This window comes from Bartonella saheliensis (genome assembly GCF_902162175.1).
This window is the reverse complement of record NZ_LR607198.1, coordinates 91,678-107,728: the sequence shown is the minus strand read 5'-3', so window position 1 is coordinate 107,728 and position 16,051 is coordinate 91,678. Positions and strand designations below refer to the sequence as shown.

The following is a 16,051-nucleotide window of genomic DNA, read 5'->3' as shown; positions in this document are numbered from 1 at the left end:
TATATTATGTACATATAATACATTATGTAATTGAAATAAATTGGGGAAATTTTATGAATACAAAATATTTAATTGCACTCTCTCTTTTCACTTTTATGACCACTTCAACAGCGCAAGCAGCCGATACAGTAATATTGCAGCCATCAACACCGAATATTTCAACGTCAAGTAGTTTATCGCCACGGGTCGCACCATTTGCTGTTTCTACGTCTTTTTCTTGGTCTGGTTTTTATTTTGGGGGACAAATTGGACATGTTTCCAATAAAAGCAATTTAAATTATGCACCAGAAGCGATGAGTGGAAAATGGGCTTTGGTCAACAGAGATTTATCACCAAGACCATCGGGATTTATGGGTGGTCTTTATATAGGTTCTAATATTAATTTAGGAGATAATCTTGTTATCAGTGTTGATACAGATATGGTCTGGTCGGGGAGGCAAAACACCCAAACAGACAATGGCAAGAAAATTCTCGATAAATTAGACACTCTTAACGCAACCTTTCAAGAAGCTGGGATTCCTATTCTAACATCAACCACTCAAGATGAAACGACCCCCAACACTGATGATATCGTTGTAAGCAGTGTAACATTGAAGGAAAAATGGGGTGGTGCTTTTCGCGCGCGCATTGGTTTTGCTTCCCATCGTCTTATGCCTTATATTGCAGGGGGTGTTGCCTACACACAGATGCAATATATCCTATCCCTTTTAACAAAATCGCATGAAGATTCGACGGTATTTGCTTCTGGCAAAGTGTTCGATAAAACAAAAACAATGATCGGTTACACTGTTGGTGGTGGCTTTGATCTTGCCATGACAAATGACATTATCATGCGTACAGAATACCGTTATACAGATTTTTTTAAAAAGAAATTTGCAAATGATGAACTTAAAATAAGCGATCAAGCACATAATTTTCGCCTTGGCATCGCTTATAAATTCTAATGTCTTAAAAAAATGAAACGTTTAAAAAACCCTGTTAAAAACAGGGTTTTTTTTACATCTCTCCTCCTTTAAAAAAAGACAAGGACTCTAAAAACCAGCGCTCAACTGTCAACAAAGGATTGTAAAACAATCCAGCTTTTTGCAAGTTCTTCTCGTCTCCCCTTTTAGAGGATGTATTAAAAACAATAAGAGCTTTACCCTCACGACTTAAAGTAAGAGCACTGATATTTCTTTAAAATAAATTAAAATAAAGATGTATACTGCGTATCAAGAACAACAGCTGATGATAACGTAGTAGCAGCATAAAAGAGAAGCTTGTGTGTTCATTTTTCAACCTCTTCTTCACGCCTCCCAAAAGCATGTTTCTTCATCGATAAAGAATCCGGTTTTTTCAGTATCAATTCACCGATCACCTCCTTTTCCCTAAAATAAGATCATTTGATAGGGTAACGGGAATTTACTTCACGCCCCATCTTTAAAAAGCAAAGATCTCACCCCCTTTAAAACCTCATGTCGGTTTATAAAGAAACAACAACTCTTGAGTAAATTTCTCTTGGCTTTCCATTGCATGGATTTCACTTAAACTTAAAAACAAGCCCTCACCTGAATATTCAAGACACACTGAAAACAATAGTGAAACAACTTACCTTCTATCACCCCACTTTAAATGACGCTGTTTTCAACTGTTCTATTCTAGCAATAGAACAAGGATATTGTCTCTCGGTTTGTGTCATACCGGAAACGAAAGAGATAATCTCATTTGGGAAAAACATATTTGGGAAGAATATGAAATTGTAAAGATGAAAAAAACCATTTGTAGCAACTTATTTTCCAGCCGTCCCCTCTCCTATGTCCTCTGCTTCGGCAAACAAAAGCCAAGCAATATCTTTAAAAGAGTGGAGCGGACACATAGACCTCACGCTTTTATTTCTCAACCCATTTGGGCTCACACCTCTCATGCCATAGGAGAGCATTCCAAACCAAACCCTGCTCCTCCCACACACAATACACGGGCTCATTTGCGAGCGTATTTTCAAGAAATATTGAACACCTCCCTTTTGCCACAACGCTTATGAAAAATAAAATCTATTGTGTATCCCTCTTTACCCCTCATCACAGAGTACGCTGGAAGTTTCCTATACTGTGTCCCCAAATATCCCTTCGCACTTAATAAGAATAAGATGCATGAAAGGGCATGTTTTCTTATACAATTTTACGCCACGCGAGCACATCCGGTTCATACGTCCGCTATGGCTGCATGCGCACACGATACACGCGCACGATAAATGTGCAAGAGACATGATTTTGGCTGATTGGCGCTCAATGGATTTAAAAATAAGAGTCCACTCTAATCTTCAAGGTCATTCATTCAACGGGCAAAAAAATGAATACTTTTGATAAATCCCAATGGCTTATAAAGCAACGCTCTACAAATTCCAATGGTTTATAAAGCGATATGATGCACCATAACAGAATAAAATGGACGTCTTGATCAATAAAGGGAAATCTTTATCAAAGTGGTGCGGGTGGTCGGACTCGAACCGACACTCCTTTCGGAACCAGATTTTGAGTCTGGCGCGTCTACCAGTTCCACCACACCCGCACTTATACGATAAAAGACAGACTTGTCGATTATTCTTTTGCACTATATGAAGAAGGATAGATTCGTCAACAGCAGACTTCTGATTTTTTAAGAATTCCTCTCATTTTCTTCTCTGTTGGATAGAATATTTTCTTTATCGCATTTATAGCAAATTCATTTGTAAAGTTTTTACCACTCAAATTTATAAAAAACCTTATGATATTAAATAAATTAAAGCTTTGGACGATTTCTTTAGCAAATCGGCGTACAGCGCCACACTGGCTTGGTTTCATTGCCTTTATTGAAAGTTCTTTTTTCCCCATTCCCGTAGATATTTTATATATCCCACTTCTGCTTATCCGCCAAAAGCGGGTTTATCGCTATGCTTTGATTGCAACCATTTGTTCCGTTTTAGGAGGTATTGCCGGTTGGTTTATCGGACATTTTGCTTATGACACCCTTGCCAAACCCATTTTAGAATTTTACGGCAAAGTTGAAAGTTTTGAATCTCTAAAAAACCATGCAACCCTGCAATTTCTGATTATTTTACTGATAACATCAGGTTTTTTTCACCTTCCCCCCATTAAAATTGTCACAATTTTGGCAGGTGTAATGAATGTACATCTTGAACTTTTCATTCTCATTTGTATTTTTTCCCGTGGCGCTCGTTTTTATCTTCTCGCGTGGCTGATTAAACATTTTGGACAAAAAGCAATGAATTTTCTAAGACAGCATTTCAAATGGATTATCCTCATGGGCTGTGTTAGTCTCCTTTTAATTTATGGGCTTTTCATCGCTTTTTTTAACAAACAGCTTTTATAAGGAACAGACCCAATGGCATGTGTTTTGTCTTCCCATTCCCTTTTAAACAAGCATCTTCATCTAGAACCCAGCAGAAAAGAACAAAGTTTATGGGCTTTTTTTCTTACCTTTTGCTTGTCCGCCACGGTAGGTCTTGCTCTTTGTTTTGAATATCTTGGTGGGTATCTTCCTTGCGATTTATGTCTGATCGAGCGTTTTCCCTATTACGGTGCCATCCCCTTTTTGCTCTTAGCAGGTTTTGGAGCCTGGTTTTTTCGCATGTCTTCTTGGATACAACTTTTATTTTTATGTGTTTTTGTCTTAATGTGCATCAGCCTTGTTTTAGCCATTTATCATGCCGGTGTTGAATATGGTTTTTGGAAAGCTCCTCTTAGTTGTGGTTTAAACGCTGTACGAAGAACCTCAGATATTAACCAGCTTCTTAACCAATTAAACCACATTCACCCTCCCTCTTGTTCAGAAGCCCCCACACGTTTTCTTTTTCTTTCATTTGCCGGTTGGAATGTGGTTGCAAGCCTCCTTTTCACCCTTATGAGCCTCTATATTACTTCAAAAGGCATTCTTTCAGCCCACAAAACATAAACATTCCCCCAGGTAAGACAGCATCCCTGCTCTTAAAAACACCGCATACCCCATAGAAAAGAACACCCCGCACAAAACATCCAAAACACAAAAATTGCCTCTTTAACACGCATCCACACACACATCATCTCCTTTTCAAACCTCTCCTTGAACATTAAAATGGATGAAACACACCTTTTGTTTGTCAAATCTCCCTCTGTTTTTTCATGCCTTTGCAAATTTAATATTGTTATCAATATCCTCCTCTTAAAAAGGAGAGAGAAACAACAAAACAACGGATATTTGTATTTTATTGTTTTGCTTCTTTAATATTTTGATAAAAGCTAGCGGTAGAAAAGTGAACAGAGGATTAAATAAAGGGACCAATCACTATTGAATGGTCAACCTGCCTTGACGGATAAAAACACAACGCCTCTCCCTCCCCTGCTCACCCTTTTAGAGATCTATCACCTTAAAGCACCATATAGTGTGATGAAACATGATCATGCCACATGGTAAGAACATGAGACATTTTGAGATCTCAATGCGCCTTATCCCCCTCATATAAACCCTCGGCTCAAATCAGCACCACACATTCGACACGTTTTTAGGTGCGATTTTCCGCATGATTCATGTCTTACCAGAACTTTGAAAAAAAACGCCTATTTGAGTGCTCTCTAAAAAAGGCAAAACTCTACGAGAATGTTCTGGATTTTGCCATTTTTGACAAAATCGCAACCGAATAATCCTGCGTCTTATGCTTGACAATCTCTAATAGAACCTAAAAAACATGGATTATCTGCAATTATGCGACAACCGTTTTGATAAGCCATTTTAGTTTGCTCACATGGCATCCCAAAGTTATCAGAGGAGGCATTTCATAAGTTATTGTTCTTATGCTTAAACATTTCCCCCCTTTACACCTTTGGCTTAAAAAAAATAAGCATATATAAAGAAACATAATACAGGCATCAGTAATGGTGACCACTTCCCCGCAAGGGAGGAAATAAGAACGCAGGAATGGTTTCCTACTCCTTTCGTCATTTAAGTTCCCTCCTTTGATTCAAACGGTCCAATTAAGAGCATAACCACCATCACCATAAAACAAAAGCTGCTGTTCATCATATCCACTGATAAGCGATAAACTGAAATATCGCTCATCATCTGTACGAGCGACAGATTCTTCCAAAGTAACCACGCCCTACAATCATTTTTTTTGTATTTTCATCATGATAAATCATAAGATATTCTTTTCATAGTATGCCATAGAGAGGGTTTTACTATGGCGCCAATTTTTCAAGAGAAACCCTAAACCGCAATAGAGAGCAAGGTTTCTTTATGGAGAGCGCGCAGGACGCCGTGTTTTGACCTTTTCCATCACAATGATAAATTCAAACTTTATCCAAAACGACAATACGCTCCCTCTAAATGATTTTCGTACCACCTCATCCGCCACAGGCTGCTCCAATATCGATCCATTCATCGGTATATTTCCTTGAGAATTTTTTGCGTTTTCAGTCCCCGTAAAAAAAGACAATATTTTTTTTAGCACTATCACCTCCAGTGCATTTTCAACTTCATTTCAGTTGATTCGAATTAAACAATGCCCAAAAAAATCCAATAAAAATAGAGGGTTAAGTTATAAAAACGAGAGGGGAGGTTTCAGTCTTATGTAAGCCTTTTTCAGCCTAACTTATCCTTATAAAAAACGTTTTTAAAAAATATAAAGAATATTTTATTATGTAAAAACAATTGCTTATAACCTAGGGGAGAAAGACAAAAACCTCCCCCCTAAATAGGAAGACATTTTCAAAATTATTAAAAAAACGACGTCATTTTAGTGATCTTTTTGTTTTTTTCTTCTGATAAAATTAATTGGCAGATGTCTTCGGAGCCCCACCACGAGTTTCCCAATTAGCAACAGCCGCTAATTCCTCAATGAGCTTTTCTCTTGGTAAATTATCATCATCGACCAACTTGTATTGAATGGCATGTTCACGAATCCACTTTATAAGCGTTCCTTTAACACTTTTACCTGGTGCAGCCTCACTCACGGCCTCCCACGCCGCCACAATAGCCGCAAGCTTTGGAGCATAACGCGGATGATTTGGATTTTGAAACGCATATTTTTGATCTTGAATGTCGCCAGCATCACCCTCCGGAAAGAAAAATGCAGGGCGATGACCACGTGATAAAAGCCATTTTTTTAAATCTTCAACGAGAACATATGAGAAATCTACATCTATACTACCAAAAAAATCATACGACCATTCTACTTTTAATTGCCCTTCTTTTCCTGCTTGAACGATAGCACAATAAGCTCCTCGAAAATTAGAAGTTTTTTCTAATGAAATGCGACAATGACCTTCAAAAATATCACTATATTCTGGTTCTCTTTTGTCGAAAAGAGTATATCTTGCTGGATCTAATCCGGCCATTAAAAACGCTGCTTCCAATAATTTTAGTTTTTGCAAACTCAAAAACCATTCTAAACCTTTATCAATTTCCATATATTTCCCCGCTTTTTTCTATGAAACTGACCATTTTTTTCAAAACGCTAAGAATAATCTCCCTTGATACACAGAGAGATTATACACTCCCTCAAACCGCGATTTATCACACTTTTTAAGCGGTCCACAACACCTCCCCCCATTTGTGATCCACAAGCAAATGATTTTGATTGATTCAATATAAGGAGTTTTAAAGTGAGAGAATCCTAGTGAATTTGGGGCTTTCATGCAAGAGATAAGGCACATGACAAGGCGATAAAAGCCCTTTCATAAAGCATCAATTTTCATACGTGATCAAACAAATATATCTCGCTCGTTTATGCACCCCAACCTTTAAAACAAGTTCCAATCACAGCACAAAAGATAATTTGTCAGACGCAAATAAATCCACCTCAATGCGAATATCATAAGAGGACTAGCTTACACTTAAAACGCGACGCCGAATGTGAAACGATCCAATAAAAATGCCGCGAATAAACGGTGCGAAAGACTGTCGCAAACATTGGGGGCTAAGATAAGTGATGGTGCCGTGCTCTTTTATGAAGCATCAAGATGAAAAGACTCAAGAGATTTTTATTATTTCATGGGGGAATTTATACTATTTCATAGGCTCCTTACTGCTCTCCCTCTTCACCAGCACTTTCGCGAAAAGGGACTTGAAACCCTTAAAACAAGGTCTTTTTTTAAAAATGATTTCAAATTTCAAAAAGTTTTTTATCGTCTTTTGAACGCATCAACTAAATGATAGGGCTGGATTATTTCTTTCCATACATTCTCGAGTATCATTATCTCTCGTACAATAATTGGAATGCTCTATTGCAACATTTCTTTAGCACAATAAAATATATTTTTCTCAATTCTTTCATGGGTGCCCTTCTCGACACCCTTAGATAAATTTTCTTTATTGACTTGATTTTACAGCTTTATTTTCATGGCATCACCACATTCTTTTTTCTTTTTTTTAAACGCAACTTTTTTGCACTTTTTCAGTTTGTAACTTTTAGGTTGACTTTCAATTTATTTTTATTAAGCTTTTAGAATTATTCTAAAGTGCAAAGGAACAGAGAATGTTGAAATCGTTTTTTTCATTTGTACAGCGTAAAGTTCTGTTCTTTCGTTCAGCACAAAAAATTCTCCTTCAAGCGCTCAAAATAAAAGAGCAACAAGCCGCACTCTATTTAAAATATGCAAAAGCTCTAGAGCCTTATTCCTCTAAAGAAGCGGCGGTTTTTACTGCCATGGGGCTTCAAGCGCTTGAAAATTATAAGCAACTTTTGTGTCTTTCTTGCCATAATCGTGCCCACACGGCGGATAGATTATGTGAACAAACTTCTTTTATAAAAAGCAAGGGGAACCAGCCCTCTCCTAAAAAAGCAACAGCAAATCACACCATAAAGAAGCCCTCGAAAGAACAAAAGCAAACACTTTTGACATGGATTCAACCAGGTCTCGCAGGGTTAATGGATGGCTCTGTCTCCACCCTTGCCCCCATTTTCGCCGCAGCATTTGCCACAGGAGAAACACATCAAACTTTTTTGATCGGGCTCTCAGCTTCCATTGGAGCGGGGCTTTCAATGGGGTTTACAGAAGCAGCCCATGATGATGGGAAGTTATCAGGGCGTGGTTCACCTTTGAAAAGAGGTCTTGCCAGCGGCATTATGACAACATTAGGTGGTTTAGGTCATACGCTTCCCTATTTGATCCATTCTTTTTATGTTGCAACAGTAATTGCCTGTATCATTGTTTTTTTCGAACTAGGTGCCATCGTCTGGATTCAGAATAAATATATGTCGACCCCTTTTTGGCGCGCCTCTTTACAGGTTATCATTGGTGGAGCTTTGGTTTTTGCCACCGGGATTCTTATCGGCAGTATTTAAAAAAACGCATCCCCCATCATTTCACTCTCGCATATAGTTTTGCCTATCTCATAGCATGTCCCTTTTTAATGGGACACCAAATCATCGTTAACGATCCCTTTATTGAAAGGGGTTCTTATAGTGCTTTGATAGTCTTATCCATTGTATCTAAAAAACCTTACCTGACTATTTCGTTTTAAATAAGCCCGTGTTCCTTATATAGGCATAAGCCATTCTTGCTGATATCATGATTGGAAAATGCTGTTGATGGAGCTTTGGAGTCTTATGGATTAATAAAAGATAATAACCAAGCTCTGGGGACAACCTGTATCAAAAAACCTTTATCGACTTGTTTTATGGATATCTTTTGTTAAAGTACCATTTTTTCTAAACTTCATATTTTGGAAATGCCTTGATCATGCCGCATACTGAAACCAACGCACCGCTAAACAACCAAGAAAATTGTGTTTCTTCAAAATCTTCACATCCCGTGACTTTATTCGTTCAGCGTCTTGCACACGGACAAGATTTAGAACTTCCTCACTACGCGACAGCGGGTTCTGCGGGTCTTGATTTACGTGCTGCCATTGGAGAAGGAGAAACACTCGTCCTTTCGCCAGGACAACGTGCTCTTATTCCAACGGGTCTTATTTTTCATTTATCCCCAGGCTATGAAGCACAAATACGCCCACGTTCTGGTCTCGCTTTAAAACACGGCATCACATGTCTTAACACCCCAGGAACGATTGATAGTGATTACCGTGGCGAAGTCAAAGTCCTTCTCATCAATTGTGGTCAGGAAGACTTTTCTATTGAACGAGGTATGCGCATTGCTCAAACCGTCATCGCCCCTGTCACCCAAGTGAATGTTTGTGCCATTGAACCAGCACAAGAAGACAGTCAAAGTCATACAGAGAGCCGTGGAACAGGAGGTTTTGGTTCAACAGGGCATACTTAAAGCACAATAAATACAGGTTAAAGCGACACAGGCTTATTTAAAAAGGTTTTTTTACTTCTAGATTCCTTAATTTTTTGAGGCTCTCTTGACGTTTGAAAATCCCGTGACGTTTTGGAATCCTTTGAAATCTAGAGAAATTCTTTGCGTAGTACATCATCATAATTCTGATACCCTAACAGCTTGAAGAATTGATTTGATGTATTCTTATTTCAGAGCCCTTGATTTTTGAGGCATCTTAAGTTTTTAAAGCAAAGCAGCGCCCACTTTATGCCTAAGGCTCCCACCTTTTAATCAAATACACAAACCCTGCATCCTTTCTCCCCTTGTGTCTCTTCAAAAGATTCACAACCCCGTGACGTTAACAATTTAGCATCTTGCACTTGAAATAATGAAAACTCTCATCACGTGGCAGCGCGTTCTGCGAAGCTTGATTGATATGCCCCCTAAACGAGAAGCAAAAACCTTTACACTTAAAATATGCCCTTATTTCTTGACATCTTTCCTTAATCCTTTAGAGCTTTTAAAGCACGCATTCTTCCACACTTCTCACTTAAACGCACAAAACCTCCCCCCCTCACATGCCCCTCTCCCCCTTCAAACAAATGGGTATGATGATGCAAAAAAACACAGCCTCTTTAAAGGATTTAAGAAGAATTCATTGTCTGGTAAAATGAGCGATCCAAATGCCATAAGAATGTCTCATGGCCAATTTGTTTTTTCAAGCCATCACACCCCAAATCTCGACACCCCAAATCTCGTGTCCGTTACAAGCGCTTGTTGTCCGTACAGATAAAAACGAAAGAAAAGACTAAAAATGCCTATGTGAACACATATGCCAAGAGCGGACGCAACATTGGAAGAGTATAAAGGATACTCACTTGCTCTTTTATAAGGCATCAAATATAAGGCATCAAAATGGGAACATTCAATTTTTATAAAAGCATGAACCATTTATTCATGAACGCCGTTGCAAAAGCTTTATCTCTCTTCAAACACAACGAACAATAACCACGGTTGCTTTATAGAGCCTCTCTTGTAAGTAAGATTGAGAGCGGATTGCAATCCGCTCAGAGCGATTTTACGCTATTCTAGTGCATCCATCTTTGGTTGAATCAATCAATAACACTCCCCTCATCAATTTCATTCGATAACTTTGATATGACTTTGATGAAGTTGCTTTGCATCCTTTAACAAAGCCATTTTTTTATCAGCTATTTTTTATCAGCTATTTTTTTATCATGGGGCAGAAGCTGTTCCAGAAATATGAGCGTTTTCCACAGTACTGGTTGTTACGGCATCCACATGCCCGACCAGGTTAGTCCCCGCCCTCTCAATAGCCCCCTCTGTCACAACAGGTCCCTTTGTTCCATTTGCGATTTTATGATTGTCCCCACCTCTTGCGGCAAGATTGGAAGTATTTTGCAATCCGACAAGACCGATTTTACTATATCCAGCCATGCGTACTTGATTTAATAAATCGATGACAATGCCATAATCAATTTCACTATCGGCTTTGATTAAAATTTTTGTCTCTAAATTTTGCTTGGTCTCCCTCAACAAAGCTTCCCTCAAAGCTGCTTGTTCTATCAAATGATCGCCAATGTAAAGAGAATGATCTTTTTGCAAAGTGACATAAAGGGGCTCATCAGGTTGCACCACTGAAGGCGCTTGAGTGATCGAAGGAAGCTGAACAGGAATGACAGATGTTGCCAAAGGCGCAGCAACCATAAAAACAATCAGTAACACCAACACAACATCAATAAAAGGGGTCACATTGATTTCGCTGTGCAATCCACTTTCATCGAGATCAAAATCATCATTAAAGCTTGCTTTCATTTTTTATGACTTTTCTGTTGTTTTTGTCGATCCAGTTCACGACTCAAGAGCCTTTCAAGAGCAGCAGCAATATCGCCTAAATCACTGCGATACCCATTCAAAGCACGCATAAGGCTATTATACATAACAACGGCGGGGATCGCTACAAAAAGCCCAACCGCTGTTGCAAATAAAGCTTCAGCAATTCCAGGAGCAACCACATCAAGCCGCGTTGTTTGCGATTGAGCAATCCCAATAAAAGAATTCATAATTCCCCAAACCGTTGCAAAAAGCCCCACAAAGGGCGCAAGTGCACCAATGGTTGCAAGAACAGCATTTCCACACGCAATACGACGTGTTGCAGCCAGCAAACAACGCGACAAAAGCGAATGAACCCTTTCTTTTAAACCTTCATGAACATCGCGGACATAAACATCGCGAGAAACGTCTCCATATTGCTTATTTTCCTCATAAAAAAGAATATCCTCAAGCGTTTGTGCACTTTTCCTTGGATTGGTTCTCTCAGCAGAGCTTTCACTTACCCCTTCAGGAGCAGTAAAATGAACCTCTTGTGTTGAAAGATAAACCTCTTTAAGAACTTCTTTGAGAAAAAACACCCCAGCCCCTTTGCTTTCCTTCAAGCTAGCCGCCAAACGCGTGAGAGTCTGAGCGTTTAGAACTAATCGGAGTTCATGACGCACCCGTCGTTTTGCCACAGTGATCTCAATAATTTTCACAAAAGCAATTGTCCAAGATATCAAAGAAGCAAGCAACAAAAGAATGATAACAGCTTTCACCACCCAATCCGCAGCCATAAACATAGAAAAAGGCGAAAAATCATGTCCTACCAATATAGCAGAACTACTCTCTAAAGGGACTGTTTCAGATTCCATTTCTATCTCACAACTCTCGTGGTCTTAACCTTCTTTATGCGCTGAATCGTCAACCCGCAGAGCATCACTCTTCCACAATGCCACTTCAACGTCACTTTTGCATTCCTCTTAAAAAAGAAAACTTGATAAATCAAGTATAGTTTTATTCCCTAAATTCTCTTTTACCCTAGCCAGATCACTCAAGAAATTTTTTTTATATCCCATCTCACAAGTTTATCTTAACTCAAGTCGCTTTACTGCATAAATTTGTCAAAATGATAGACTGATAAGAAATCTCTCGTATAATATTTCAATTGATAAAAACAAGGCATCATTTTATACTTATAACACATTGATTTATAAGAGTAATTTATCATCATTGTTTTTGAATAAGCCCCTCATATTGCACGCTTATCTCATTCAACCACTCTTGAATGAAGAGAACAAAACATCTGCCCACATGGGATAATATATACGAGATAAACAACACGGATTTTTCCCTTAAAGAAAACGATCTTCAACCTTTTACAAAGAAACAGCCCTCCAAAAGCTAAAAAATGGTGCTGAATAGCTTGAAAGGCATCAAACAATTTTAAATTGCACAAAAAGACACGGAACCAAAAAACACTTTTTGCGTTACCCCAGCAGTAAAAATTTTCACTCCAATGCAAATGATTACGATGAACACAGCAAGACAACTATACAAGAGAGGGAAAGAACATCATGAACAAGAACAAGAACAAGACAACAGACAAAAATAAAACCGCCGCAGAAAAAGACCTACAAAACGAGCTCCAGGGACAATTAGACACGTTACGTCATGAAATTTCCGGGATGACCTCAACACTAACAGATCTTGGTGCCAAAAAATTCAATGCGGCCAAAGACAAAGCGGAAAAACTGTATCACTCAGCCAAAGAAAGTAGTGAAGACATCATGTCTCAAGCAAAAGACAAAATCAGTGATCTTGAACAAAGCATGAATCAATGTGTTCGTAAAAATCCTGGCAAAAGCGTTTTGTTTGCAGCAGGTGTTGGTTTTATTCTTTCTCAGTTACTGCGTCGTTAAGCAATGCATAAGTTTATCGCTCCTCTTTTAAACCATCTTGTCGGTGGAGGGCTAAAAAGCACTGTCAAGCAAGTGCGCCTTCAAGCAATTTGCTGTGGGTTTATTGGCATTTCATTATTTATGGCTTTGCTTTTTTTATGTATCATTGGTTTTCTTGCGTTATGTACTGTTATGAAGCCACTTTTTGCTGCCAGTATCATGTTTTTCATTTGGCTTTTTCTTGCGGGATTAGCGTTTATAATCAACAGGATTTTGAAAATTTATCAACGCTATGACCAACAAAAAAAGACCGAAGAACAACGCCACAAACTAATGACAGATGCGACTGTTTCCAGCCTTGCTGTTCTCAGTCAACATTTTCCTTTTGCCAAATTGGGTGTCCCTATTCTCGGATTAGCAACGTATTTTCTGTGGAAAAAAGATAAAAAAGACCCCTTTTTAGATGAAAATATGTAAAGTTGTAAACTTATCCCCCCCTGAAGTGCTTTCTTTTACCATACAAAGAAAGCACTTTTTTGTTTTTTAGCTTCTTCAATCCCTTGGGAAGAAGAAACCCCTTTCATTTTAGCTAAAAACTCCATAGCCCCAATTAAATTTCTTTCAGATTACAAGTCTATTGTTCACGCACATGAGCGCAGTATAAGGCAAAGCTTCAATTAAAAGTTCTGATTTTTAATTTGCCCTTATATTTCTTTTACTTTGAAAAGACTCATAGCTTTGAAGAAAGCATGTCAAGATGAAGCATATCTTAAAAAAAGATTTTCACGATGATAAAGATTTCAAACAACTGTTTTTTATTGCCAATCCTCTCATAACAGCAAAATGACATATAGGGGAAGAGAGTGCTCTCTCCCATATATACACTTGCAGAGACCCAACTTATACATGTAAGCAAGCTTTAAATAAAAACAATTTTCCAAACAAACTTAACCATGACGAGAGTTATCCATTAATCCCTATGAGGCTTTTGGTTCAACTTAAGGCTCGTTGTGGACTATTATCTTCATTTTTAAAGCGCACTTGAGAAAATGCTTGATCAATTATGGTCAAAATCAATTATGATCAATGGGGTTATAGGTCCCATGATCTCTTCGCCAATCTTCTGGTTGTTGAAATTGGCTCGACCACAAGCCATTTTTTTCTTTTTGAGCTATCAATTGTAATTTTTTATAGTCTGCGGGGGATGGGAAGTTATGCTGATCTTTTGTCAAAACCATCAACCCTTCTGCAAGTCCCAAGCGTGCCAGATCCACGCCATCCACAAAACATTGAGCATAGTGAATTTGTTTAATGACACGGGTTTGTCGACAGGTAACATTCTTATCGATTGTTTTAGAGACAAGCCACGCCGTGACAAAAGCCCCACATGGCCACTTAACACCATTTCGGGTAGCAAATTGTCTCGTTTCACAGGTTTCCACACCATAGAGGCGGATATCACGGATGATTCTTTTTCTCCATTCATTATCTGTTGGTGTGATCATTTTAAAGGTCACACCACTTGTGACCTGAATAGCACCAGAATAAACGGGGACATTTTCTTCATAAAATTGTGATGCCAATGGCTGTTGGAGCGATAGCTCTTAGTGTAAAGCTACATTTTGTTGGTTTGTATTTTGTTGGTTTATATCATTTGTAAATTTTAACCTTGAATTTTGAACTGTTTTTTCTCTTGTCTTTTCCGATACTTTTAAAGAAAAAGTTTGAATAATCTGTTCATTATTTTCACTCAAATAAAAGTATCCCAAAATAATAAGACAAATTAAGACAATATATTTAGAAACGGATCAAAACTGTTTAAAAATTATCATTTTGAATATTACTGTAATTTATTGTTCATTAACTGAGGAAAAATTAAATATTGTTAATTTTACAATAGAAAAAACTATTTTTTCATTTATATAATACTTAATTAATATTAACTATTAATTTTATGATTAACTTAAACATAAAGCGGGGGAATTTTCATGAAAAGCATGAATAATTCGTTCAATTGTGAACACACCTTAAGAAACATTACTTTATCCAACACCCAAAAGAAATGGCTAACCACAGTCTTGATGCTTTTTATTACCTTCATGGCACTCAGTGAGCCAGCATTTGCAGAAAGCTTCGGAAAAGTTGAAGATGCGCTTAACAAAATAATTGAGACTTTAACAGGACCCATTGGAACATCAATTGCCACCCTTGCGGTTGCGGGTATTGGGCTTGCATGGATTGCTGGTTATGTTGAAATGCGTAAAGCTTTTTTGTCTGTGTTGGCATCGGCATTGTTATGGGCTTAAATATGAACAAGATCACCATCACAACATTACTGCTTTGCACAGGGCTCATCGCTGCTGGCTGTGAAAAAACCTATAGCGTCGCTGAATTTAAAAAAAATCCAACGTTGATGGAAGAATGGGGAGCAAGATGCGGATTCACAGGGACTTCAAAAAATTGTGAAAACCTAAGAGTAGCAGGGCTTGAACTTCAGAAAGAATATGAAGCAAAAGCGGAAGAGAGACAGCGTAAAGCCGCAGAAGACTTGGATAAAAGATTAAAAGAACTTAGGGATAAAAAACACGCTGAATATGAAAAATGGAAAGCTGAGTTTGAAGCAAAACAACGGGCTAAAGCCGAACAAGAAGCAAAAGAGCGCGCGGCAGAACAACAACAACAGGACAATCACTAATCATGAATAAAATCATCATAACAACATTACTACTTTGCACAGGGCTTATGGCTGCTGGCTGTGAAAAAACCTATAGCGTCGCTGAATTTAAAAAAGATGAAAAATTATTTGATGAATGGGTCGTGAGATGTGGAGGAGTAGGAACTTCAAAAAATTGTGAAAACCTAAGAGTAGCAGGCGCTGAACTTGAGAAAGAACGTCAAGCAAAAATTGACGAACATAATCGCAAAATAGACGAAGAGTTTAAAGCTAAACGAAAAGCCTGGATTGAAAAAATGGAAGCTGAAAATCAAAAATTCCGCGCTGAACAAGAAGCAAAAGAGCGTGCTGAAGAAGAACAAAGAGCAAAAGAGCGCGCGGCAGAAGAACAACAACAGGACAATCACTAA

At 38.2% G+C, this 16,051-nt stretch carries 15 protein-coding genes, 1 tRNA gene and 1 pseudogene; 10 read left to right on the top strand and 7 right to left on the bottom strand.

What is annotated here, in order from left to right; all coding sequences use genetic code 11:
• Nucleotides 1–53 precede the first annotated feature (53 nt).
• Nucleotides 54–944 carry an outer membrane protein gene (locus FS875_RS02915; protein ID WP_144752796.1) on the top strand — a complete coding sequence of 297 codons (891 nt, stop codon included), beginning with the start codon at nucleotides 54–56 and terminating at the stop codon, nucleotides 942–944.
• A 1,518-nt stretch (nucleotides 945–2,462) separates the two neighbouring features.
• Here the strand turns inward: FS875_RS02915 and FS875_RS02910 are convergent.
• Nucleotides 2,463–2,547: transfer RNA gene (locus tag FS875_RS02910), tRNA-Leu, on the bottom strand.
• 195 nt (nucleotides 2,548–2,742) lie between these two features.
• On the opposite strand from FS875_RS02910, the gene FS875_RS02905 reads away from it, so the two are divergent.
• Both FS875_RS02905 and FS875_RS02900 read left to right on the top strand, forming a co-directional pair.
• The gene (locus FS875_RS02905) at nucleotides 2,743–3,348 is read left to right on the top strand and encodes a YqaA family protein (RefSeq protein WP_144752793.1); all 606 of its coding nucleotides are present in this window, start codon (nucleotides 2,743–2,745) and stop codon (nucleotides 3,346–3,348) included.
• A 12-nt stretch (nucleotides 3,349–3,360) separates the two neighbouring features.
• Nucleotides 3,361–3,930: a disulfide bond formation protein B gene (locus tag FS875_RS02900; protein WP_144752791.1), complete on the top strand. Its 570-nt coding sequence runs from the start codon at nucleotides 3,361–3,363 to the stop codon at nucleotides 3,928–3,930.
• 1,042 nt (nucleotides 3,931–4,972) lie between these two features.
• Here the strand turns inward: FS875_RS02900 and FS875_RS10790 are convergent.
• From FS875_RS10790 to FS875_RS02885, 3 genes are all read right to left on the bottom strand, one after another.
• On the bottom strand, nucleotides 4,973–5,098 hold the full coding sequence (locus FS875_RS10790) for a hypothetical protein (protein ID WP_281282238.1): 126 nt from the start codon (nucleotides 5,096–5,098) through the stop codon (nucleotides 4,973–4,975).
• A gap of 147 nt (nucleotides 5,099–5,245) precedes the next feature.
• Nucleotides 5,246–5,392 carry a hypothetical protein gene (locus FS875_RS02890; RefSeq protein WP_246067844.1) on the bottom strand — a complete coding sequence of 49 codons (147 nt, stop codon included), beginning with the start codon at nucleotides 5,390–5,392 and terminating at the stop codon, nucleotides 5,246–5,248.
• Between the two features lie 388 nt (nucleotides 5,393–5,780).
• Nucleotides 5,781–6,419, bottom strand: coding sequence for a hypothetical protein (locus FS875_RS02885; protein WP_144752784.1), 639 nt, complete (start codon nucleotides 6,417–6,419; stop codon nucleotides 5,781–5,783).
• A 1,067-nt stretch (nucleotides 6,420–7,486) separates the two neighbouring features.
• On the opposite strand from FS875_RS02885, the gene FS875_RS02880 reads away from it, so the two are divergent.
• Together FS875_RS02880 and dut are read left to right on the top strand one after the other, a co-directional pair.
• A complete protein-coding gene (locus tag FS875_RS02880) occupies nucleotides 7,487–8,296 on the top strand; it encodes a VIT1/CCC1 transporter family protein (RefSeq protein WP_144752781.1) in 810 nt (269 codons plus the stop codon).
• A gap of 397 nt (nucleotides 8,297–8,693) precedes the next feature.
• Nucleotides 8,694–9,233 (top strand): dUTP diphosphatase, encoded by a 540-nt coding sequence (dut, locus tag FS875_RS02875; RefSeq protein WP_144752778.1) that lies wholly within the window; start codon nucleotides 8,694–8,696, stop codon nucleotides 9,231–9,233.
• Nucleotides 9,234–10,469: 1,236 nt separating this feature from the next.
• Here the strand turns inward: dut and FS875_RS02870 are convergent.
• Both FS875_RS02870 and FS875_RS02865 read right to left on the bottom strand, forming a co-directional pair.
• Nucleotides 10,470–11,069 (bottom strand): biopolymer transporter ExbD, encoded by a 600-nt coding sequence (locus FS875_RS02870; RefSeq protein WP_144752775.1) that lies wholly within the window; start codon nucleotides 11,067–11,069, stop codon nucleotides 10,470–10,472.
• The gene (locus FS875_RS02865; protein WP_144752772.1) at nucleotides 11,066–11,941 is read right to left on the bottom strand and encodes a MotA/TolQ/ExbB proton channel family protein; all 876 of its coding nucleotides are present in this window, start codon (nucleotides 11,939–11,941) and stop codon (nucleotides 11,066–11,068) included. The genes FS875_RS02870 and FS875_RS02865 overlap by 4 nt, the downstream gene beginning before the upstream one ends.
• Nucleotides 11,942–12,643: 702 nt before the next feature.
• On the opposite strand from FS875_RS02865, the gene FS875_RS02860 reads away from it, so the two are divergent.
• Both FS875_RS02860 and FS875_RS02855 read left to right on the top strand, forming a co-directional pair.
• Nucleotides 12,644–12,988 (top strand): ElaB/YgaM/YqjD family protein, encoded by a 345-nt coding sequence (locus tag FS875_RS02860; RefSeq protein ID WP_144752769.1) that lies wholly within the window; start codon nucleotides 12,644–12,646, stop codon nucleotides 12,986–12,988.
• Nucleotides 12,989–12,991: 3 nt separating this feature from the next.
• Complete coding sequence (locus FS875_RS02855) at nucleotides 12,992–13,444, top strand: phage holin family protein (protein ID WP_144752765.1); 453 nt, start codon at nucleotides 12,992–12,994, stop codon at nucleotides 13,442–13,444.
• A 596-nt stretch (nucleotides 13,445–14,040) separates the two neighbouring features.
• Here FS875_RS02855 and FS875_RS02850 read toward each other — a convergent pair.
• Nucleotides 14,041–14,550: a nuclease gene (locus FS875_RS02850; RefSeq protein ID WP_425456892.1), complete on the bottom strand. Its 510-nt coding sequence runs from the start codon at nucleotides 14,548–14,550 to the stop codon at nucleotides 14,041–14,043.
• A 405-nt stretch (nucleotides 14,551–14,955) separates the two neighbouring features.
• Here FS875_RS02850 and FS875_RS02845 point away from each other — a divergent pair.
• The 3 genes and pseudogenes from FS875_RS02845 to FS875_RS02835 all read left to right on the top strand — a co-directional run.
• Nucleotides 14,956–15,269: pseudogene (locus FS875_RS02845) on the top strand (TrbC/VirB2 family protein); the annotation flags it as partial.
• Nucleotides 15,270–15,275: 6 nt separating this feature from the next.
• The gene (locus FS875_RS02840; RefSeq protein ID WP_144752814.1) at nucleotides 15,276–15,662 is read left to right on the top strand and encodes an EexN family lipoprotein; all 387 of its coding nucleotides are present in this window, start codon (nucleotides 15,276–15,278) and stop codon (nucleotides 15,660–15,662) included.
• 2 nt (nucleotides 15,663–15,664) lie between these two features.
• Entirely contained in the window at nucleotides 15,665–16,051 is a 387-nt protein-coding gene (locus tag FS875_RS02835) for an EexN family lipoprotein (protein WP_144752762.1), read from the top strand.